23 protein-coding genes and 1 pseudogene are annotated in these 20700 nt (G+C 71.6%); 15 read left to right on the plus strand and 9 right to left on the minus strand.

What is annotated here, in order from left to right:
- Window positions 1-78 precede the first annotated feature (78 nt).
- Genes ACFC1I_RS09520 through ACFC1I_RS09530 form a run of 3 tightly spaced genes read left to right on the plus strand, consistent with a single transcriptional unit; the run spans window position 79 to window position 3247 of the window.
- Window positions 79-1128: an acyl-CoA dehydrogenase gene (locus ACFC1I_RS09520; protein ID WP_376008336.1), complete on the plus strand. Its 1050-nt coding sequence runs from the start codon at window positions 79-81 to the stop codon at window positions 1126-1128.
- The gene (locus ACFC1I_RS09525) at window positions 1125-2477 is read left to right on the plus strand and encodes a PIG-L family deacetylase (protein WP_376008338.1); all 1353 of its coding nucleotides are present in this window, start codon (window positions 1125-1127) and stop codon (window positions 2475-2477) included. Before ACFC1I_RS09520 ends, ACFC1I_RS09525 begins: the two co-directional genes overlap by 4 nt.
- The gene (locus tag ACFC1I_RS09530; RefSeq protein WP_376008340.1) at window positions 2474-3247 is read left to right on the plus strand and encodes a glycosyltransferase; all 774 of its coding nucleotides are present in this window, start codon (window positions 2474-2476) and stop codon (window positions 3245-3247) included. Before ACFC1I_RS09525 ends, ACFC1I_RS09530 begins: the two co-directional genes overlap by 4 nt.
- A gap of 41 nt (window positions 3248-3288) precedes the next feature.
- Here the strand turns inward: ACFC1I_RS09530 and dinB are convergent, their stop codons facing one another.
- Window positions 3289-4485 carry a DNA polymerase IV gene (gene dinB, locus ACFC1I_RS09535; protein ID WP_376008342.1) on the minus strand — a complete coding sequence of 399 codons (1197 nt, stop codon included), beginning with the start codon at window positions 4483-4485 and terminating at the stop codon, window positions 3289-3291.
- A gap of 210 nt (window positions 4486-4695) precedes the next feature.
- On the opposite strand from dinB, the gene ACFC1I_RS09540 reads away from it, so the two are divergent.
- Entirely contained in the window at window positions 4696-5055 is a 360-nt protein-coding gene (locus ACFC1I_RS09540) for a PRC-barrel domain-containing protein (protein WP_376008344.1), read from the plus strand.
- Between the two features lie 89 nt (window positions 5056-5144).
- Here ACFC1I_RS09540 and ACFC1I_RS09545 read toward each other — a convergent pair whose 3' ends face one another.
- Both ACFC1I_RS09545 and ACFC1I_RS09550 read right to left on the minus strand, forming a co-directional pair.
- Window positions 5145-5720 carry a Dps family protein gene (locus ACFC1I_RS09545; protein ID WP_376008346.1) on the minus strand — a complete coding sequence of 192 codons (576 nt, stop codon included), beginning with the start codon at window positions 5718-5720 and terminating at the stop codon, window positions 5145-5147.
- A 441-nt stretch (window positions 5721-6161) separates the two neighbouring features.
- Entirely contained in the window at window positions 6162-7142 is a 981-nt protein-coding gene (locus ACFC1I_RS09550; protein ID WP_376008348.1) for an FUSC family protein, read from the minus strand.
- A gap of 91 nt (window positions 7143-7233) precedes the next feature.
- Between ACFC1I_RS09550 and ACFC1I_RS09555 the strand changes: the two genes are divergently transcribed.
- The 3 genes and pseudogenes from ACFC1I_RS09555 to ACFC1I_RS09565 all read left to right on the plus strand — a co-directional run.
- Window positions 7234-7569, plus strand: coding sequence for a DUF6804 family protein (locus ACFC1I_RS09555; protein WP_376008350.1), 336 nt, complete (start codon window positions 7234-7236; stop codon window positions 7567-7569).
- A gap of 165 nt (window positions 7570-7734) precedes the next feature.
- Window positions 7735-8622 carry a hypothetical protein gene (locus tag ACFC1I_RS09560; protein WP_376008352.1) on the plus strand — a complete coding sequence of 296 codons (888 nt, stop codon included), beginning with the start codon at window positions 7735-7737 and terminating at the stop codon, window positions 8620-8622.
- Window positions 8623-8634: 12 nt separating this feature from the next.
- A pseudogene (locus tag ACFC1I_RS09565) lies at window positions 8635-9204 on the plus strand (DUF222 domain-containing protein); the annotation flags it as partial.
- Here ACFC1I_RS09565 and ACFC1I_RS09570 read toward each other — a convergent pair.
- Together ACFC1I_RS09570 and ACFC1I_RS09575 are read right to left on the minus strand one after the other, a co-directional pair.
- On the minus strand, window positions 9205-10086 hold the full coding sequence (locus ACFC1I_RS09570; protein ID WP_376008355.1) for a metalloregulator ArsR/SmtB family transcription factor: 882 nt from the start codon (window positions 10084-10086) through the stop codon (window positions 9205-9207).
- A gap of 85 nt (window positions 10087-10171) precedes the next feature.
- Window positions 10172-10696 carry a TetR/AcrR family transcriptional regulator gene (locus ACFC1I_RS09575; RefSeq protein WP_376008357.1) on the minus strand — a complete coding sequence of 175 codons (525 nt, stop codon included), beginning with the start codon at window positions 10694-10696 and terminating at the stop codon, window positions 10172-10174.
- A gap of 99 nt (window positions 10697-10795) precedes the next feature.
- Here ACFC1I_RS09575 and ACFC1I_RS09580 point away from each other — a divergent pair, with 99 nt between their 5' ends.
- A complete protein-coding gene (locus ACFC1I_RS09580) occupies window positions 10796-11509 on the plus strand; it encodes an MBL fold metallo-hydrolase (protein WP_376008359.1) in 714 nt (237 codons plus the stop codon).
- 28 nt (window positions 11510-11537) lie between these two features.
- Here the strand turns inward: ACFC1I_RS09580 and ACFC1I_RS09585 are convergent, their stop codons facing one another.
- The 3 genes from ACFC1I_RS09585 to ACFC1I_RS09595 all read right to left on the minus strand — a co-directional run bounded on the left by ACFC1I_RS09585 (window position 11538) and on the right by ACFC1I_RS09595 (window position 14889).
- A complete protein-coding gene (locus ACFC1I_RS09585; protein WP_376008361.1) occupies window positions 11538-12932 on the minus strand; it encodes an FAD-binding oxidoreductase in 1395 nt (464 codons plus the stop codon).
- A 133-nt stretch (window positions 12933-13065) separates the two neighbouring features.
- Window positions 13066-13557: a bifunctional nuclease family protein gene (locus ACFC1I_RS09590; protein WP_376008363.1), complete on the minus strand. Its 492-nt coding sequence runs from the start codon at window positions 13555-13557 to the stop codon at window positions 13066-13068.
- Window positions 13558-13668: 111 nt separating this feature from the next.
- The gene (locus ACFC1I_RS09595) at window positions 13669-14889 is read right to left on the minus strand and encodes an MFS transporter (RefSeq protein ID WP_376008365.1); all 1221 of its coding nucleotides are present in this window, start codon (window positions 14887-14889) and stop codon (window positions 13669-13671) included.
- A 137-nt stretch (window positions 14890-15026) separates the two neighbouring features.
- On the opposite strand from ACFC1I_RS09595, the gene ACFC1I_RS09600 reads away from it, so the two are divergent.
- Window positions 15027-15479: a MarR family winged helix-turn-helix transcriptional regulator gene (locus ACFC1I_RS09600; protein WP_376008368.1), complete on the plus strand. Its 453-nt coding sequence runs from the start codon at window positions 15027-15029 to the stop codon at window positions 15477-15479.
- Window positions 15480-15504: 25 nt separating this feature from the next.
- Here ACFC1I_RS09600 and ACFC1I_RS09605 read toward each other — a convergent pair whose 3' ends face one another.
- Complete coding sequence (locus ACFC1I_RS09605; protein ID WP_376008370.1) at window positions 15505-16458, minus strand: aldo/keto reductase; 954 nt, start codon at window positions 16456-16458, stop codon at window positions 15505-15507.
- Window positions 16459-16593: 135 nt separating this feature from the next.
- On the opposite strand from ACFC1I_RS09605, the gene ACFC1I_RS09610 reads away from it, so the two are divergent.
- The 6 genes from ACFC1I_RS09610 (at window position 16594) to ACFC1I_RS09635 (ending at window position 20694) form a co-directional block, all read left to right on the plus strand.
- Window positions 16594-17625 (plus strand): LLM class flavin-dependent oxidoreductase, encoded by a 1032-nt coding sequence (locus ACFC1I_RS09610; RefSeq protein ID WP_376008372.1) that lies wholly within the window; start codon window positions 16594-16596, stop codon window positions 17623-17625.
- A gap of 87 nt (window positions 17626-17712) precedes the next feature.
- Complete coding sequence (locus ACFC1I_RS09615) at window positions 17713-18069, plus strand: SPW repeat protein (protein WP_376008374.1); 357 nt, start codon at window positions 17713-17715, stop codon at window positions 18067-18069.
- Window positions 18070-18135: 66 nt separating this feature from the next.
- Window positions 18136-18747 carry a TetR/AcrR family transcriptional regulator gene (locus ACFC1I_RS09620; RefSeq protein WP_376008376.1) on the plus strand — a complete coding sequence of 204 codons (612 nt, stop codon included), beginning with the start codon at window positions 18136-18138 and terminating at the stop codon, window positions 18745-18747.
- A gap of 149 nt (window positions 18748-18896) precedes the next feature.
- On the plus strand, window positions 18897-19838 hold the full coding sequence (locus ACFC1I_RS09625) for a helix-turn-helix transcriptional regulator (RefSeq protein ID WP_376008378.1): 942 nt from the start codon (window positions 18897-18899) through the stop codon (window positions 19836-19838).
- Window positions 19839-19948: 110 nt separating this feature from the next.
- Window positions 19949-20275 (plus strand): ATP-dependent DNA ligase, encoded by a 327-nt coding sequence (locus tag ACFC1I_RS09630; RefSeq protein ID WP_376008380.1) that lies wholly within the window; start codon window positions 19949-19951, stop codon window positions 20273-20275.
- An 83-nt stretch (window positions 20276-20358) separates the two neighbouring features.
- Window positions 20359-20694, plus strand: a complete 336-nt coding sequence (locus tag ACFC1I_RS09635; protein ID WP_116196053.1) for a cupin domain-containing protein — start codon at window positions 20359-20361, stop codon at window positions 20692-20694.
- Window positions 20695-20700 lie beyond the last annotated feature (6 nt).

Genomic DNA, 20700 nt, shown 5'->3' on the forward strand with positions numbered 1-20700 from the left:
AGAGATCCGGCTACCACGCCTCCCGCCGCCCGCGCAATCCCGGCGAGCGGGAGCCGACCAGCCCGTAGCGTCGGCGTCATGGCACCCGCAGCGCCGGTCCTGAGCCCGTGGCACGAGTCGGCAGAGTGCCCGGCGACAGCGGCGGCGATCGAGGGTCTGGGCACCGACGTCGCCGCGACCATCACGTGGGCCGTCCGGGTCGGACGGGATGCGCCCCTGCCCGGGAGCGGCGAAACCGCGCGGCTGTGGGAGCTGCTGGCAGACGCCGCTCGGGCGGACGTCGCCGCCGCGCGCATCCTGGAGCCTCATCTCGACGCGCTCGCGATCCTGGATCAGGCACGCGGCGACGGCGTCGATGTGGACCGTGAGCTCGACGAGATCGGCGCGGACCGCGATGCGTCCTGGGGAGTCTTCGCCGCCGAAGGCCCGGGCATGCGCCTCGAGGCGTCTCCGCACGGTGCAGACGGCTGGCGGCTGAACGGCACCAAGCCGTGGTGCTCGCTCGCCGCGTCGCTGAGCCACGCGGTCGTGACGGCATGGGTGACCCCTGACGCGCGCGGGCTGTTCGCGGTGCCGCTCAGCGCCACCGGGGTCTCGGCCCGTCCCGGGCCGTGGGTCTCGCGCGGACTCAGCCAGGTCGTCAGCGCTCCCGTCGACTTCGACGGGGTTCGCGCGGTGCCGATCGGTGAGCCGGGGTGGTACCTGTCCCGTGCCGGGTTCGCCTGGGGCGGCATCGGCGTCGCCGCGGCCTGGTGGGGCGGCGCCCTCCCCCTGCATGAGGCGTTGATCGCCGCCGCCGCCCGCGATGGAGCCGACCAGCTCTCGTGGTTCGCGGCGGGGAGCACGGATGCTGCGCTCTGGGGTGCGCGCGCGGTGCTGGCCGAGGCGGCCGAGGCGGTCGACTCGGGTCGGGGCGCCGAGGAGGCGGGCACTCTCGCCGCACGTGCGAGGGCGGTCGTCGCGGACGCCGTCGAGCGGGTCCTCGCGCTCTCCGACCGTGCGCTCGGACCTGGCCCACTGACCGCTGACGAGGATCATGCCCGCCGCGTGGCGGACCTGCGGATCTACGTGCGGCAGCACCACGGCGAACGCGATCTCGCTCGGCTCGGTGGGAGGCTGCTGCCGTGAGCGTGGCGTTCGATCACCGGGATCCGGGCACCGCCGAGGCCGATTGGGAGGCCGCCCGGCTGTGGGCCCGGGCGACGCCGCTGCGCGAGGCCGCGACACGACTCGTCGTACTGGCGGCGCACCCCGACGACGAGACCCTCGGCGCGGGCGGGCTCATCGCGTCCGCGGCCGCCGCGGGGACGGACGTGTCGGTGATCGTCGCGACGGACGGCGAGGCGTCGCACCCCGCCTCCTCGGTGGGCGGTGACCTCGGCACGCGACGGCGGCTCGAGGTCGTCGCCGCGCTGCGTGATCTCGCACCCGGTGCACGTCTGCGGTTCCTCGGCCTGCCGGACGGCGGGCTTCGCGAGTCGACGACGGCGCTGCGCGACGCGCTCCTGCGTGAACTCGGCCCGCTGCCGCACGGCGTTCTGCTCGCGGTCCCGTGGTGGGGCGACGGGCACCGCGATCACCGGGTCGCGGGCGAGGTCGCCCTCACGCTGCGCGGCCCGGGAGTGCACGTCGTCGGCTACCCCATCTGGCTGTGGCATTGGGGGGATCCCGCTGCCATCGACGCGGTCGTCGAACCTGCGCGCTGGCGGATGCTGCCGCTGACACCTGCCGTCTCGGATGCCAAGTCCGGGGCCCTCGCACGGCACGTGTCGCAGGTCACCCGGCAGTCCGACGCCGACGGCGAGGAGGCGATCCTGCACGACGGCATGCAAGCCCACTTCGCACGCCGGTACGAACTGTTCATCGATACCGAGAACTCCCCGGCGGGCGGCTCCGCAGACCCGGAGAGATTCGACGGGTACTTCCGCGCCCAGGCCGACCCCTGGGGGTTCGAGACGAGCTGGTACGAGGAGCGGAAGCGCTCGGTGCTGTTGGCCGCACTCCCCCGGCAGCGCTTCACCCGCGTGCTCGAACTGGGATGTGCCACCGGCGTACTGACGCGGGAGCTCTCCCACCGTGCGGACTCGGTGCTGGGAGTCGACGCTTCGCCCGCCGCCCTTATCCGCTCGCGGGAACGAGCCGTGGGCCTGGACGGCGTCTTCTTCGAGCACCGCACGCTGCCCGCGGACTGGCCCGAGGGGTCGTTCGACCTCGTGGTGCTCTCGGAACTGGGCTACTACTGGTCGGCGGAGGATCTGGCCTCCGCGCAGGAGCGGATCGCAGCATCCCTCACCCGTGAGGGTGTTCTGGTCGCGTGTCATTGGCGGCATCCGATGTCGGACGCGCCGCTCACCGGTGACCACGTCCACGCCGCCCTCAGCGATGACCCCTCGTGGACGAAGACGCTGCACCACCTCGAGCGGGACTTCGTGCTCGAGGTGTTCGAGCGGGTGGCCGGCGGGGAGCGTTCTGCATGAATCGGCACACGCAGGCTCTCGCCGTGGTCGTTCCTGCCCACGACGAGGAGGAGCTGCTCGGCGCCTGTCTCGAGTCGATCGCGACGGCGGTGGATGAGGCGCGCTCGGTGGTGCCCCGCATCGGCGTGTGGGTCGTGCTCGATGCCTGCACCGACGCGTCGGCGGCCATCGCCTCCGCGGCGGGCATGCAGGTCTTGACCGTCATCGAGCAAAGCGTGGGCTCCGCCCGTGCAGCGGGCATGCGCGCCGCACTCGAGCGATTCGCGGCGGTCTCGTCGCGGAAGCTCTGGACCGCGCATACCGACGCCGACTCCGTGGTGCCGAAGAACTGGCTGACCCACCAGCTGGATCTCGCCGAGCGCGGAGCCGACGTCGTCGTCGGCACGGTGCGCCCGGACTTCCGCGACCTCGACGCCGAGCAGACCGCGGCTTGGTGGGCCACGCACACCCCGGGCGTCGCGAACGGGCATGTACACGGCGCGAACTTGGGCATCCGTGCGAGCGCCCTTCTCGCCGCCGGCGGATTCACCGACGCGGCGGTGCACGAGGACGTGTGGCTCGTCGACGAGATCCGCGCGCGGGGCGGCCATCTGGTGGCGACGGATGCTGCGTGGGTGCGCACGAGCGGACGCCCGATCGGTCGTGCCCCTGGCGGGTACTCCCGCTACCTGCGAGAGGACCTCGTGCCACTCGCGCGGCAGGCCCGTGCACCGCTCCCCTTGCCGCGCGTCGATCGCCACTGGGAGAGCGACCCCTCCGAGGTGGCGTGACGGAACGTCGGGCGCTGCGTCGCCGGCGTTCCGCACCGCGATCACTCGTGCTCCGGCAGCAGCGGCGTCGACCAGCCCGGGTCGCGGCCGAGGTGGGCCGCCCGTGAGACGGATGCCGCGCCGAAGCGATCACGCACGGCGTCGAGCACGGTGTCGAGGCGCACGCCGTCGTCCCAGTCGATCGGAAGCTCGGGCGGGACGCTGTCGACGCGGCCCAGCTGCGACAGCGAGACGCCGATGAGGGTGATGCCGCGTTCCGCGATCTCGGGCTGCGCGACTGCCAGAAGCCCCTGCGCGACGGCGAGGATCAGCGCGGTGCGGTCCGTGGGCGAGCGGAAGGAGCGTGATCGGGTCGCCTTGGCGTAATCGCCGAAGCGGAGACGCAGGACGACCGTGCGACAGACGCGGTCGCCGTCGCGCAGACGGCGCGCGAGCCGATCGACGATCTGAGTGAGAATCACCTCGAGCTCTTCAGCCGTTCGCGGACGGGTGCCGAGGGCGCGCTGCGAGCCGATGGACCCGCGGCGCCGCGTCGTGTCGACCGGGCGCGGATCCCGCAGCCGCGCGAGCGCGTGCAGGTGCGCCCCGGCCGCCTTGCCCAGCAGTCTCTCGGCGGTCGCGGCCTCGAGCTCGGCCAGTTGGCCGACCGTGCGGATGCCGAGCCGGTGCAGCTTCTCGGCGGTCACGGCGCCGACGCCCCACAGCCGTTCCACCGGCAGCGGGAGGAGGAACTCCTCTTCCCGCTCCGGCTCGACCAGGAGCAGTCCGTCGGGCTTGCTGACGGCGCTGGCGACCTTGGCGAGGAACTTGGTGCGGGCGATCCCGACGGAGATCGGCAGACCGACCTCCGCACGGACCCGCTCGCGCAGCCGCACGGCGATCTGCTCGGGCGTGCCGGCGACGCGCCGGAGTCCGCCGACCTCGAGGAACGCCTCGTCGATCGAGAGGCCCTCGACGAGCGGCGTCGTGTCGCGGAAGATCGCGAAGACGGCCTTGCTGGCCGCGGAGTAGGTCTCCATGCGCGGCGGCACGACCACGGCATCCGGGCACAGGTCGCGAGCCTGGCGACCCCCCATCGCCGTGCGAACGCCCCGCGCCTTCGCCTCGTAACTCGCGGCCAGCACCACACCGCCGCCGACGATCACGGGCCTGCCTCGCAGCGCCGGAGCATCGCGCTGCTCGACCGAGGCGTAGAACGCGTCGAGATCTGCGTGCAGTACGGTCGCCTCGCCCCGCATGCCGCCTCCCATCGAACATTTGTTCTGGAATCGTCGCACCGACCGACGACATCGGCCAGGTGGTGGATGCGCCGCCGAGGCCCCTACGCCACTTGCGGCGGATGCGCCAGGGGGTCGCCGGATCTCGCGCGCATTTCTTAGCGTGGACATCGGAGCGACCACCCGGGTCGGCTTCCGCATCCATCCCTCGCATGAAGACAAGGAGCACTCATGTCCGCGAGTTGGGACGCCTGGGACTACCGTCAGTCGGTCGATCGCGGGGCAGGTTCCCGCGACCTGGTGGGCTACCACGTGCACGCCACGGATGGCGACATCGGAAAGATCGACGAGGCGAGCAATGATGCCGGCAGCAGTCGGCTCGTCGTCGACACCGGACCATGGATCTTCGGGCGGAAGGTGATCCTTCCGGCGGGGACCGTCGAACGCGTCGACGATGAAGACGAGAAGGTCTACGTCGATCTGACGAAGGACCAGATCAAGAACTCCCCGGAGTGGGACCAGTCCACGACGGGCCAGGACGACGCGTACCGTGGCCGGCTCGACACCTACTACGGCGACTTCTATCGCTGACCGGACCGGCGACCGGCGGGTCGCCCTCCTCCCGCACTGAATGGAACGGGGTGCAGCCTGACGGCTGCACCCCGTTTCGCACGTGTCCCTCAGCCGCGCTGGGGAACGCGATTCTCAGCGCTGACCATCCAGGCGTACTGCTCCAGCTTCTCGAGGATCTCGTGCAGGAGGTCGGCGCTGGTGGGATCCTCCTCGTCGACGGCGTCGTGGACGTCGCGGCAGGTGGAGACCGTGTTCTCGAGCCGCTCCGTGATCAGGTCGATCACGTCGGTCGTGGCGATCTCACCCTGCGGGAACTCGGGGAGGCTGGTGGTCTCGGCGACCGTGTCGCTGCGGCCGTCCGGAAGCGCGTGCAGCGCCCGCATCCGCTCCGCGACGGCGTCGCTGAACTCGCGCGCCGACTCGATGATCTCGTCCAGTTGGCGATGGGTATCCCGGAAGTTCTTGCCGACGACGTTCCAGTGCGCCTGCTTGCCCTGCGAGGCGAGCTCGATGAGGTCGACCAGCACCTTCTGCAGGTTGTCGCTGAGCGTCGCCGAGGCGGTGAAGCCGCTCTCGGCGTTCTGCTCGTCGGTGAGCTGGGCGCCGCGCGCGGGACGCCGCTTGTTGCGGGTGGCAGCACTGGTGGAGTTCTTCGTCGCGGAGTTCTTCGTTGTGGTGGCCATGATGCCGACCGTACGGACCGGCGCGGCGACGCGCGCAGGGATTGTGCCTGCTCGATGCTCGTGCTACCGGCCGAGTCCGGCCCCGCCGGCGAACCCGGACGCGGCGTCCGAGGCGCTTGCGGGACTGGCCGACCCGCCCCTGGACCTCCACGTCCAGGAGCGAGCCGCCGCAGTGCTGTGGACCGGGTCCCCCACGTCACGAGTACGCCCCAACCCGCACCGGCTAGAGAACGATGGTCACGCCGTCAGCTCGCCAGCCCCACACGCTGGCGGGGAAACGCGGCCGTCGGGTTCGACCTCGACACGACAGGCGCGAAACGTCCTCTATGAAGAGGCTATACCGCGCTTATCTGGTATGCATAGATCCTTTAAGGCGGCTCCCAGCTAACTCCCCGGCCACGCCGAGGAAGAAGCGCGCGCTTCTGACCGCGGGGCGCGTGGTCACGGCGCAGGGTGACCGATGCGGGAGGTCCGCGCGAGAGCCGGCACCGCCCACGCGGCGGCGAGCGCGAGGGCGACGCCGAGCAGCGTGAGCCCGACCCGTTCGAGGAACCAGTGGGCCGCAGCATCCGTCTCTCCCAGCTGCAGGAGCGACAGCACGACGACCGTGGAGAAGAAGGGGAAGATGTACCACCGGCTGCCGGCGGTCGCGGTCGCCACGGCGAGGGTCAGCACGAGGAGCCCGGCGATCGCGACCGGCGTCGGAGCGGTCGCCGCGATCGTGCAGGCGACGATCGCGCCGCCCGTGACCGACAGCGCGCGACCCCAGGCTCGCGCGCCGAGCTGGGACTTATCCGGGCGGCTCACCAGGAGCGCCGCCGTACAGGCCCAGCCCGCGTGGTCGACCCCGAGGAGGAAACCGGCCGCAGCGGCGAGGGAGGCGGCCGCTCCGATCTGGATGCCGTACACGAGCATGGCACGCCGCGGCAGCGTGGGCCGCGGAGCGCGGGGCGGAGACGGATGCTGCGGCCAGAGCAGCGATACGGCGCAGGCGTACGCAGAGCCGGCGAGGATGAGCGCCGCCGCGACGATGCCTGTCGTCCAGGACGATTCCGAGAGACCGGCGCCGTAGAGCGGCAGGCCGAGCATGAGTGCGAGCGGTGCGAGGCGGCGCGATCCGTCGGCAGTCCCGAGCGAAACGATCACGCACAGGACGAAGACCGCGCACACCGCGAGCACCGGGCGGGGCGCGACGAGGGCGCCGAGGAAGATCGAGAGGCCGGCGAGCGCGCCGACCAGGATCACGAAGATGCGCTCGCGCCGGGTCGCGCGCAGGCCGAGCGCCGCGGCGGGCAGCACGCCGACCGCGAGCGGTACGCCGACGGCGGGATCGAACAGCGAGAGCAGCGCCGCCGGCACCGCCAGGATCGCGCCGTGGGCGAGGTTCCTCCACGACCAGGCGATCGGCGCGCGCGACTCCATGACGCCAGCCTGCCGCATCGCCGGCGACGGCGGCGGCGCCGCGCGAGACGCCGATTCTTCCCCGCGGCCCTGGCGGTGAGAGAGTCGGGGCATGACGAACAGGGACCGAGCCGTCTCGGGCTACCAGCGCAACGCCTTCGCCCCCAGCCTGATCGCGGCGATCGCCCTGTTCCTGGCGCCTCTGCTGATCGGCGGCGACTGGTTCCTGCTCATCCGATTCGTCGTCGCGATCCTCGCGGTGATCGTCGCGTGGTTCGCGTTCCAGGCACGGCACTGGTGGTGGATCCCGGTGTTCGTCGCAATCGCCGTCCTCTGGAACCCCATCTTCCCCTTCGCGTTCGACGGGCCCGTCTGGACCGCCGCGCAACCGGTCGCCGCCGTGGTGTTCCTGGTCGCCGGGGCGACCATCCGCACTCCGAGGAGCTGACGGCACCGCCCGCAGCGGGTTCCGCCGGGGAGAAAGCTCCGGATGCACGGCTGGCGCCTCCTCCACAGGTCGGGGATTCGTGTGCTTGCGGCGGACTTTCCACAGGAGGGAAACAGCCGTGGATCTGGGGATTTCGATGTCGGAGGCCCTCGTCAGAATGGACCCATGACGAACCTCGCCGATGCCCTCGCCGGGCTCGGCGACGCGCTCGAAGAAGTGGTCGCGGCGGCGGTCGCCGAGGGTGGTCTCCACAGGTCCAGCGATGGCGAAGTGCTGGCGGCGTTGGCATCCGCGGGGCGGGTGCGCCGCCTCGCCGAGGCGGTGATGATGGAAGCGGTCGGGCAGATCGCGCACCGCGACGACGCGGCGCCGCACCCGGACCGGATCACCACCCGCTACGGCTGCCGCCGGACCACCGAGCTGGTGGAGCGGGCGACGCGGGTGTCGGGGCGCACCGCGGCCGAGGTCGTGAAGGCCGCCCGGGCGACGGGGCGACGCCGGTCGCTGTCGACCGGCGAAGTTCTGCCCGCGGAGTTCCCGCAGCTGCGGGACGCGGTGGCGTCCGGGGCGGTCGGCGTCGACGGGGTGGTCGCGGTGGTGGGGGCGTTCCGCAGCAGCATGGCAGGCAGGGACGGCATGCTCGCCGCCGACGAAGAACTCGCCGCGGCGGCACGGGGAGCGGGGGCGGATGCTGCGCCCGCTGCGTCGGCGGATGAGCTGCGCGCGCTCGCGCTGGTGTGGGCGGCGTACCTCGACCAGGACGGCATCGAGCCCACCGAGGCGAAGGCGATGGGCCGTCGCGCGTTCACGGTCGGCCGGCGCGGTGAGGACGGCCTCGTGCCGGTGCGCGGCAAGCTGCTGCCCGAAGTCGCCGCGCAGCTGCAGCTCGGTTTCGACAGCATCCTCAATCCCAAAGGCGACGGTGCGGCCTTGCCCGGCGGCCCCTGCTTCGTCGAAACCGAAGCCGAGACCCGGGCCGAGACCTCGTGGCGGGTGTTCGCGGATGAGAAGCCGGTCGAAGCGGCCGCCGATCAGCGCACCCCTGCCCAGTAGCAGCACGACGCGCTCGCGATGATCCTGGGCGTGGCAGCCGCCTCCGGCGGCCTTCCGACCCTGGGCGGTGCGGCACCGACACTGGTGGTGCAGGTCCGTGAAGAAGACCTCACCAGCGGCCGCGGTCACGCCTACCTCCCCGGTGACCCCGAACCGATCCCGCTGGCCGCGGCCCGCCACATCGCGTGCTGTGGCGCGGTGTGCCGGGTCGCGCTCAGCGAGAACGGGCGGATCGTCGCGATCGAGACCTCCGACCGGGTCTTCAACCACCACCAGCGCAAAGCCATCACCCTCCGCGACGGCGAATGCATCATCCCCGGCTGCCACGTCAGACCGCAATGGTGCGAGATCCACCACGTCGAAGAACACTCCAGAGGCGGACCGACTCACACCGACAACGGCGTCTTGCTGTGCTGGTTCCACCACCGCACCATCGACACCGGCGGCTGGCAGATCCGCATGCTCGACGGCGTCCCCTATGTCAAGGGACCGTACTGGTGGGACGCGCACGTGAAATGGCGTCCTGTCACCACATCCCCCACCCGACGAGCCGACCGGATCGCCGCGCGCCTCTCACCGTGATCAGTGGGTGAGGATCTCGTCCAGCAGCTGACGCACGCGGCTCTCGATGTCGTCACGGATGCTGCGCACCGCATCCATCGGCCGGCCCACCGGGTCTTCGAGCGGCCAATCGAGATAACGCCGCCCCGGGAGGACCGGGCAGGAGTCGCCGCACCCCATCGTCACCACCACGTCCGCCGCACGGACGACGTCCTCGGTGAGCGGCTTCGGGAACTCCCCGCCCACCGAGACACCGATCTCATCGAGCGCCTGGACGATCGTCGACCGCACCTCCGGCCCGGGCGACGAGCCGGCGCTGCGCACCCCGACACGCTCGCCCGCGAGGTGCCGGAGGATCCCCGATGCCAGCTGCGAGCGCCCCGAGTTCTGCACGCACACGAAGAGCACTTCGGGGCGCGCCGGCAGATCCCCTCGAGCCCGACGGAGCGCTTCGAGACGCGTCGCGGCGAACGCCGCCGTGCGCGACGCGAGCAAGGGCGACGTCGACCCGGCGGCGAGCAGGTCATAACTGCTGCGGACGCTCTCCCGCACCGTCTCAGGGCTGAACGTTCCACGGAATCGGAAGGCGAGATCGTCGACGATCCGCTCGAGGTCGGGTTCGCCGGGCGCCTCGTCGGCGTCACCGATGAGGGCGTTCACGCGGTCGATCTGGTCCGGGGCGATCGAGTACCAGACCCTGCGGCCGTCGCGCTCCCGCACGACGACGCCCTCCGACAGCAGCGCCTTCATGTGATGACTGACGGTGGGTTGCCGAAGGCCGAGCGCGTCGGCGAGCTTTCCCACCAGCGCGTGCCCGCCGTCCGCGTCACGGATCAGGCGAAGGATGCGGGCACGGGTCGGATCGGCGAGAACGCTGAGTCCGCGCTGGGCCGCGCCTTTCATAGACCGAAGTCTATCGACGCCGCCCGCGGCGCAGCGAGTCTCACGATCCACCGCGTACCCGGCCACCCGGTCCGACGCGCCCGGGTCAGGCTCCGAGACCGCGGCGCACCGCGGCGAGTCCGTACTCGAACGCGCCGTCGACGTCGCCGCCGAGCCGGAAGGCGCCGGCGAGCTCCATGTGGATGAACCCCGTCGCCCACGCCGTCACGAGGCGAGCGGCGTCGAGCGCATGCTCCTCGCCGGCGACGGCCGCGGCGCTGTCGACGATCGTGAGTCCCGCCCGATCGAGCAGCTCCTGGGGGGCTGCGGCCGCGAACATCAGCCGGAATCCCTCCGGGCGCTCGTGCGCGAGCGCCCGGTAGGCGCGAACGAGGCTTTCCAGGGAGCGATCGGATGCCTCGAGCCGGCCGGTCAGGTCGTCCACGGTCGCGGCGGCGACGGCCTCGATCAAAGCGTCGCGGTCACGCACACGCTTGTACAGCGACGGCGCCCGCACCCCCACGCGCTGCGCGACGCTCTGCATCGTGAGGCCGACGGGGCCGGACTCCTCCAGGATGTCTCGTCCCGCTGCGACGATCTCGGCATACGACGTGCGTTCCGGCGTCGGCATGGAGAACTCCCCTCGATGGCTATTGACAGTAGCCATCATAGCTACGTATCGTAGCCATGCCAAGTTCGGAGACACCGACGGCTCCCGCGAAGGATCCCCATGAAGCTCGCACCGCACCTTCACCGCATCGGCAACGACATCGTCGCCGCCTACCTCGTCGTGACGGACGACGGGGTCACCGTCGTCGACGCCGGGCTTCCCGGCCATTGGAACGACCTCGTCCACGAACTCGAAGGACTCGGCCTCTCCCCCGCCGACGTCAAAGGTGTCGTGCTCACCCACGGCGACAGCGACCACATCGGCTTCGCCGAGCGCCTGCGCCGCGAGCACGGCGTGCCCGTCTACGTCCACGAGGCCGACGCCGAGCGGGCCCGCACGGGCGAGAAGCCAAAGGTGTCGACCGGGCCGATGAGGCTCGGGCCGACGCTCGGCTTCTTCGCCTACGCGCTGCGCAAGCGCGCGATGCCCACGACCTACGTGTCGGAGGTCGTCGAGGTGCACGACGGCGATGTGCTGGATCTGCCGGGCTCACCCGCGATCGTGGGCATGCCCGGCCACTCGCCGGGCAGCATCGCGGTGCACATCCCCGTCGCCGACGCGGTGTTCGTGGGCGACGCGCTCACGACGCGCCACGTGCTCACCGGGCGCACGGGCATGCAGCCCGCCCCGTTCACCGACGACCCCGCCGAGGCCCTGGCATCGCTCGAACGCCTCGCCGCCCTGCAGGCCTCATGGGTGCTTCCCGGTCACGGTGCGCCGTGGAAGGGCTCACCGGCCGAGGTCGCGGCCGCCGTCCGGGCCGCCGCGACCTGACCCGCGGCCCGGACCCGATCGCCCGGGCTCAGACCGGCCGCGCAGCGGCGAAGAGGTTCGCCGGGTCGTAGTCGAGCTTGAGCTGACGCAGCCGCACCCACGCCGCACCGAAGGCCACCGACCGATCGGCGCCGGGCGCGTCCACGAACGTCAGCGCGAGCGCATCCACCCGCCAGGCGACCATGGCCGCGACGCCCGCGCGCACCGCCGCCGTCGCGGCGGCCGCGGCCTCGGGCCCCGGCACCATCGCGACCGAGTGCGCGAGGTACTCGCCGTCGAGCGCGGCGATCGCACCGCCGCCCTCGGGCCGCCGGTTCACGGCGCCGCCGATGTGACGCAGCTCCTGCACGAAGAGCCCGGGCGTCTGCGCCGCCTCGACGAAGGCATCCACGGCACGTGCCGGCAGCTCCCCCAGCACCGCGTGCCAGGTCACGGCGGACGACGGCTCGGGCGGGTCCATGTGCACGCCGACGAGAGCGGGCGCGGGGATGCGGGCGAACGTGTCGACCTCGGGCTGCAGGGCACGGAGCGGTTCGAGCAGAGCGGAGGCCGCAGCATCCGTCTCCTCGATCGCCCCGTCGATCACGACCACCGACCGGCCCGACAGGAACGGCGGCAGCTCGGGCATCGGCGGGATGTGGAGGATGCGCAGGGTCGTGGTGGCCGTCTCGGGCGCGGACCGCGTCCACTGCGCCCACGCGTGCGCGACGTCGGCGGCGCGTGACGCGTCCCACAGCAGCATGCCCGCGAAGACGTCGGCGAGCGGGAGCAGGTCGATCTCGATCGCGACGACGACGCCGAACGAGCCCGAGCCGCCGCGCAGCGCCCAGAACAGGTCGGGGTGCTCGTCGGCCGTCGCCCGCACCAGCGAGCCGTCGGCCGTCACGACCTCGACGGCGCGCACCGCGTTCACGGCCAGGCCGTGCCGGCGCGCATAGAACGACAGCCCGCCGCTCAGCGAGTACCCGACGACCGAGACGTCGCCGGCGCTGCCGTGCAGCGCCGTCAGTCCGTGCGGGGCGGCTGCCTCGAGCACGTCGTTCCAGAGCGAGCCGCCGAGAACGCGCGCCGTGCGCGCCTCAGGATCGACGGTGACGCCGCGCAGCGCCCGCAGCGAGACCAGCACGGTGTGCGCGAGGTCGGTGTCAGCGAGCGCGCCGGCAGCGTGGCCCGTCGACTGCGGTGCGATGCGCAGGCCCGAGAGCGTGGCGGCGCGGACGACGTCGACGACGTCCTGCGCGGACTCGGGGAGGACGACGGCGAACGGATGCTGCGCCACGGCGAGATTCCAGGGCGTGCGGGCGTGGTCGTACCCGGCGTCGCCGCGCAGCAGCGCGCGGTCGCCCAGGGCTGCGCGCAGCTCGGCCGCCGCGGCGGCGACGGCGGCGTGGGGCTCGTCGATGGCGAGGTCATTGAGGGACATGGGGGGTGCCTTTCGGTGAACGAGTGCGACGGAACGTCACGATCGACTCCGTCCGCGGCCGCGCCACACGCGGCGGCCACCCCACGAAAGAGCGGGCTCCGCCTCCCCAGATACACGGCGCCGCGAATCCGCCTCAGCCCTCGAAGTCCTCCGGCTCGACGTCGTCGAGGAACCGCTTGAACTCGTCGAGGCGCTCCGCGGCATCGGTCTCGGTGAGCACGTCGGGCACTCCCGCCTCGGCGAGCACGGCGTCGGCAACCCAGATCGGCGCGCCGACGCGCGACGCGAGCGCGACCGCATCGGACGGGCGGGCGTCGACGATGCGCTCACCGAGCGCCGTCGACAGCGTGATCTCGGCGTAGAACGTGCCGTCTTCGATGCGGGTGACCTCGACCTTCGCGGCGACCGCGTCGAGCGCGGTGAGGATGAGCCCCATGAGGTCGTGCGCGAGCGGCCGCGGCACCTCGGCGTTCTCGACGGCGACCAAGATCGACGTCGCCTCGAGCTGACCGATCCAGATCGGCAGCACGAATCCGTCGCCGGGGATCTGATCGACCGGCTTCAGCAGCAGCACGTGCTGCCCCGACGCATCGAGGGCCACACCGGCCACGCGGACCTGGACCATGCGCACCCCCTCACGTCGCGGCATCCATTCGTGCCGTGATTCTTCTGGCCATCGTAGGCACCGCGCGCGCACCCAGGACAGGGGGTGCGCGCGGTGTCAGCCGCAGCGGGATCAGACGACGGGAACGGGCACCGTGCTCGTCGTCGCGGGCACCGCCGGGCGCGTCGCCCGCAGGGCGCGGCTGCGGGCTCGATGGGCGGCGAGCGCCGCGACGATCATCACGACGAGACCGGCACCCGAGATGACCGCGCCGATCCAGACGGGAGCGGTGTAGCCCAGTCCCATGCTGATCCCGACCCCGCCCGCCCACGCGCCCAGCGCGTTGCCGACGTTGAACGCACCGATGTTGGCACCCGAGGCGAGCGTGGGGGCGCCGTCGGCGTAGTCCATGATGCGACTCTGCAGTCCCGGCACGGTGCCGAAGCCGAACGCACCCATGAGCACGAGTCCGGCGATCGTCGCGAGCTGCGAGCCGGCGAACAGCGCGAACGCGACCAGCACGACGACGAGCGCCGCGATGAAGGCGATCAGAGTCGCGTCCAGACGGCGGTCGGCGAGACGACCGCCCAGCCAGTTGCCGCCGACGAGGCCCGCGCCGAACAGCACGAGCAGCAACGGCACGGCCCCGGCCGAGAAGCCGCTCACCTCGGTGAGCGTGTAGGCGATGTAGGTGAACGCGCCGAACATGCCCCCGAAAGCCAGGACGGTGACGGCGAGCGACAGCCACACCTGGGTCGAGCGGAACGCACGCAGCTCGCGGCGCAGGCTGATCCGCTCCTGCACCCCGGTGGGGGCGGGGACGAGGGCGGCGATGCCGGCGAACGCGATGACGCCGATGCCGGCGATCACCCAGAACGTCGATCGCCACCCGAACTGCTGGCCGAGGAAGGTGCCGAACGGGACGCCGAGCACATTGGCCGCGGTGAGCCCGGTGAACATGATCGCGATGGCGCCGGCACGCTTCTCGGGCGCGACGAGGCTCGCCGCGACGACGGAGCCGATCCCGAAGAACGCGCCGTGCGCGAGCGCGGCGAGCACGCGGCCCGCCATGGCGATGCCATAGTCCGGCGCGAGGGCCGTCAGCACGTTGCCCGCGATGAAGAGCACGATGAGGCCGAGCAGCACGGGCTTGCGCGGCAGACGCGTCGTGGCGGCGGTGAGCCCGAGAGCACCAACGACGACGCCGAGGGCGTATCCGGAGATGAGCCAGCCCGCCGCCGCCTCGCTGACGGCGAAGTCGCGGGCGACCTCGGGCAGCAGGCCCATGATGACGAACTCCGTGAGTCCGATGCCGAAGGCGCCCATGGCGAGCGCGACGAGTCCGAGTGGCATGAGGGGTCTCCCGGTATGCTGGGGTTTAGTTGCACGCGCGGGATATTGCGTGAGCGAGATAAATAGTTGCACACGCTAGATACACGCGCAAACAACTATGCGTTCGCATCGACCCGTCGCATCGATCAGGAGGACTCATGGGCATCGCAGACGACGCCGTCGAGGTGCGCGCACAGGGCTGGCGCACCCTCGCCGCCCTGCACGGACTCATCGAGGCCGAGCTCGAGCGCGCACTCGCCGCTTCGGTCGAGCTTTCGGTGGTCGAGTACACCGTGCTCGATGCCCTCAGCCGTCAGGACGGCTGGCACATGCGCATGCAGCAGCTCGCGCGCGCGACCGCGCTGAGCCCGAGCGCCACCACGCGCCTTGTGAACCGCCTCGAGGACCGCGCTCTCATCACGCGCATCCTGTGCGCCGACGACCGGCGCGGCATCTACACCGAGCTCACTCCGGCCGGGCGCGCACTGTACGACCGCGCCCACCCCATCCACGACGAGACGCTCGTCCGAGTGCTCGCCGAGGCGGCGGAGCAGCCCGAGCTCGCGCCCGTCGTCGAGGTGCTGCAGACGGTGGCCCCGCAGCCGGCCTGAGCCGGCGCGGGGCCCCGACCTGGGATCAGACGGCGGCGGGCGTCCACTCCGACACGCGGCTGAGGGTCTCGACCTCGTCGGCCGTGAGCTCCACGCGGGCGCCGTCGAGCAGGTCCGCGACCTGCTCGACGCGCGACGCGCTCGCGATGGGCGCTGCCACCGTCGGCTGCGCGCGCAGCCACGCCAGGGCCGTCGCCGCGATCGAGACGCCGTGGGCACGGCCGATCCCCTCGAGCGCGTCGATGATCTCGAGCCCCTGCGCGGTCGCGTACTGCGACGCAGCGCCGGCCCGCGGGGAGGACTGATCCGCAGCATCCGTCGACCGGTACTTGCCGGTGAGGAAGCCCTTCGCGAGTGAGAAGTAGGGCACCAGGCTCAGGTCGAACTCCTGCGCCAGCGGGATGATGTGCTCCTCGATGTCGTTGCGGTGCACGAGGTTGTAGTGCGGCTGGATCGCGACCGGAAGCGCACTGCCCGCAACCTGGGCGAGACCGACCCACTCGCGGATGCGGTCGGCGCTGTAGTTCGACACCGCCGTGTAGCGCACGAGTCCGTCGGTGACGAGCTCGCCGAAGGCTGCGACGGTCTCCTCCAGCGGCACCGTCTCGTCGTCGAAGTGTGCGTAGTAGAGGTCGATCGTGTCGACGCCCAGGCGCTTCAGCGACGCTTCCGCGGCGGCCCGGACGTTCTTCGCCGACAGGCCCTTGAATTCGGGGTGCTGACTCACCTTCGTCGCGACGACGACGTTCCCGGGCTTCCGTGCCGCGAGCCACTCGCCGATGATCGTCTCGCTCTCGCCGCCGGAGTTGCCGTCGACCCACGCGCTGTACGAGTCGGCGGTGTCGATGAAGTTCCCGCCGCCGGCGTGGAACGCGTCGAGGATCCCGAACGACGCCGCGCGGTCGGCCGTCCAGCCGAACACGTTGCCGCCGAGCGAGAGGGGAAGGACGTCGAGGGAGCTGGTTCCGATGAAGGTCATGCTTCGAGGCAACCACGCAGCTCGCCGATGCCTTCCCGGATGTCGCGACATGACGCCGCACCATGCGTCGCGGCGCTCGCTAGACGAGAGTGCATTCACCGGAATGGATGCTGCGCGCGTACGGTTGCAGACGTCATGCAGCGATTCGGAACTCTCTCCTTCGGACACTACGGCCCGCTCGGCGGCGGGCGGCAGCTCACTGCGGCCGACTCGATGCTGCAGGCGATCGACCTCGCCCAGGGCATGGACGAGCTGGGGGTGAACGGCGCGTACTTCCGCGTCCATCACTTCGCCCGGCAGCAGTCCTCCCCCATGCCGCTGCTCGCGGCGATCGCGGCACGCACGAAGAACATCGAGGTCGGCACCGGCGTCATCGACATGCGCTACGAGAACCCTCTCTATCTCGCCGAGGAGGCAGCATCCGTCGATCTGATCTCGGGCGGCAGACTCGCACTCGGCGTCAGCCGCGGTTCACCCGAGACTGTCGTGCGCGGGTACGAGACGTTCGGCTACACGGGCTCCGAGGACCCCCGCGGCGCCGACATCGCACGCGAGCACTTCGATCTGTTCCTGCGGGCGATCGACGGTGAGGGACTGGCAGAAGCGGATGCCTCGTCCCCCTTCGGCGGCGGAGGCTCGGGGCTCCAGCGCGTCGAGCCGCACTCCCCCGGCCTGCGCTCGCGCGTGTGGTGGGGCGCGGGCAACCGCGACTCGGCCGAGTGGGCCGGCCGCACCGGGGTGAACCTGATGTCGTCGACGCTGTTGACCGAGGCCGACGGCACCCCGTTCGACCTGCTGCAGGCGCAGCAGATCGACGCGTTCCGCGCCGCGTGGCGCGACGCGGGGCACGCCGGCGAGCCGCGCGTGTCGGTGAGTCGCTCGATCTTCCCGATCACGACGGCAGAGGAGCGGATGTACTTCGGCGGCCGCCAGGACGGCGACCAGATCGGCGTGATCGACGGCATGCGCTCGACCTTCGGCAAGACGTATGCGGCTGAGCCGGACGAGCTCGTCGAGCAGCTGAAGGAGGACGCCGCCATCGCCTCGGCCGACACCCTGATGCTGACGATCCCGAGCCAGCTCGGGGTCGAGTTCAACCTGCGGGTGGTCGAGTCGTTCGCGAAGTACGTCGCACCCGAGCTGGGCTGGCAGTCCACGCGCGTCTGAACTTCTTGACCGGCCGGTCAGTCCGGCGTAGCGTTCGAATCGACCCCCGATCGGGAGCCAATCAGGTCTCGGAAGGAGGAGATCCGAATGAAGAAGTGGACTCGCTGGGAGGACTGGGTCGCAGTCGGTGTCGGCCTCGTGGCGGCAGTCTGCGCGTTCGCGCTGCCTCAGATGGGCGCGTCGATGCCGTGGATGCTGATCGTCGGCGTCCTGCTGATCGCCGCGGGCGTCGCGAACCTCGCGATGCCGGGGATGGTGGCGATGGAGTACGTCCAGCTCGCGCTGGGCGCGCTGCTCTTCGTCGCTCCGTGGCTCGGCGGCTACGCCGACATGCAGTCGGGCGCCGCCTGGGTCAGCTGGATCGGCGGAGCGGTCGCGGTGATCGTCGCCGCGCTCGCCGTGAGACCCGCCATGCACATGCACGACCAGGCCATCCCGCACTGAGGTGCGAGCCGAGACGGGGGCGCCGGATGACACCGACGCCCCCGCCGCATTCCTACAGGATCCGACATGAGCCGCAAACGTGAGAGCCGCACGCTCATCCTCGACGCCGCCGAGCGCCTCTTCGCGGAGCGCGGCTTCGACGCGACACCGACGACCGCGATCGCCGACCTCGCGGGCGTGCCCAAGGGCCTGCTGTTCTACTACTTCCCCACCAAGACCGATCTGCTGCGCGCACTCGTCGGCGAACGGCTCGAGCTGGATCCCATCGACACCTCGGGACTGATCGCGCGAGGTGATCCCGCGCAGACGCTGCTGAACGTGACCGGCCGGCTGCGCGAGCTCCAGGCGGAGTCCGCCGTGCGCCGCGTCATCGTGTGGCGCGAGCACCGCACGCATCCGGAAGTGCGCGAGAAGCTGCACGAGTACCGCAGCCAGCTGCAGGCAGTCGTGGAGCGCGTCCTCGGCGCAAGCATCCTCCACCCGATCGCCGCGCGCCGCGTGCGCACTGCGGCCGCGGCGTGGGTCGCGATCATCACCACGCCGACGCTCCTCGGCGTCGCCGGCGCAGAGCTCGCCGACGACGGCGCAGAGGGTGCGGAGGCGGATCCCGCCGAGCCCGCCGACCTGACCGCCCTCGCGGACCTGATCTCGGCGGGACTCCGCGAGTCGGCCGCCTGACCGAGGCCCCGATCCGCCGCCGACCCGATGGCGGTGACTGACCGCGGACCGTCGTCGGCGGCACGGCGGGATAGAGTATCGAGACTGCCGCGTACTCGCCCTGCGCGCGGAGCAGGCATTCGCCTGCACGCTGATTCAGGGGGGGATCCTTGGGCGAGCTGCTGACGCTTGCGTCGCGCGATGTCGGCGACGTCGAGGAGACGTGGCGACAGTTCGTGCCGTCGGCCGCGCTGCAGAAGGTCGATCCGCGCACGTTCGGGTTCTCGTGGACGTCGGCGGCGATGCCGGGCCTCTCCGTCGTGAATTACCGGCTGGCGGCATCCGTGCAGTCCGCCATCGACCCGGACGACCAGCTGATGGCCTGCCGGGTCGCCTCCCGCGGCGCCTGGGTGGGCACGCCCGGCGGCGATCTGAACGCGGGCCTGCCCTGGCTAGCTCTCGATGGCCCGACGACAGCCCGCTGGCAGCAGCAGGCCGACGTGCGCGCGTTCGTGTTCGACCGCGCTGAGGCGCAGGACCAGGCCCGCTGCATGGCCGGCGACGACCGCTTCGCCCTCCAGTCGTCGACCGTCGGGGCGTCCCCGGTGAGTCGCGACCTCGCAGCGCACTGGGAGCGCGTCTTCCAGCATGTCGCCGGCACCCTCTTCGCTCCCGGGCCCGACTCCGCGATCATCGAGGCGGAGCTGCGGCGCCACGCCCTGCACACCACACTCGCCGCCTTCTCCCCCGCTTTCGTGTCCGCGCTCGAACGATCGGCACAACGCACCGCCGCACCCCGAACCGTGCGCCGCGCGATCGCGTACATAGAGCAGCACGCGCACCAGGCGATCACCGTCGACGACGTCGCGACCGCTGCCGGCATCTCACCCCGCGGGCTGCAGTACGCGTTCCGGCGGGCGCTGGATCAGACCCCGATGGAGTATCTGCGACGGCAGCGGCTGGCCGGAGCGCACGCCGAACTGCAGGAGGCCACCGGCGCCGCCGTCTCGGAGATCGCCCAGCGCTGGGGCTTCGCCAGCCCGTCGCGGTTCGCGCGTCACTACCGCGAGGCCTACGGGCGATCGCCGCGTGAGACGATGCGCGGCCACTGAGCGGTCTTCGTTTCGGGTGCCGCGCTTTCGCGCGGCGATCCTCGACACGGGGCGGCGGTTCGATCTGACGGAGAGTCTGTTCACGGGCATCGCGCTCATGAAGGAGGCACGTGGGCAAGTTCATCTACGAGGGAGGCATCCGGGCGGAGTTCGACGACCGGGTGCTCTCGCACCTGCAGGTCGCCATGGGCACCAAGCTCCGCCGCAACGAGCCCTTCTTCTTCACGTGGGCCGGCGACATCAGCACCGGCGGTGGCCGCACCACCGTCTGGGTGCACTCGGGTGCCAGCCTCGTGTTCTCGTTCTACGGCGGACGGCCGGCGAAGACCAACCGCACCTGGCTCGAGGCGCTGATGCGCACCGCGAACTCCCCGGCCGGCCTTCACGTCGTGCCCGAACCGCCCGACGAGGGAAGCTCGGCCGAGACGCTCGGCTGAGCGCGGTCGCCGAAACGGACCCTGTCTCGGCGGCGACCGGCGAGGGTAGACTCCGGCCTGTCGAGGCGATGGAGGCGACGCGGATGGACAGCACGGATCTGGCCGATCTGATCGACGACCTGACGGCGAAGGCCCGCGACGCGTCGAGCGGGCGCGCCGCGCGCACCATCCGCGGCGGTCACGAGCATGCGCTGCGCGAGACCGTCATCGCGCTGCGCGCCGGGCACGAGCTCGCCGAGCACGAGAGCCCGCACGAGGCCACGCTCCAGGTGCTGCGGGGGCGGGTGCGCCTCATCGCCGGCGACGACGCGTGGGACGGGGCATCCGGCGACCATCTGACGGTCCCCCCGCAGCGCCACAGCCTCGCCGCGCTCGAGGACTCCGTCGTGCTGCTGACGGTCTCGAACCGCGTGCCCTGACCACCG

This window comes from Microbacterium sp. NPDC056044 (assembly GCF_042267145.1).
Taxonomy (GTDB): Bacteria; Actinomycetota; Actinomycetes; order Actinomycetales; family Microbacteriaceae; genus Microbacterium.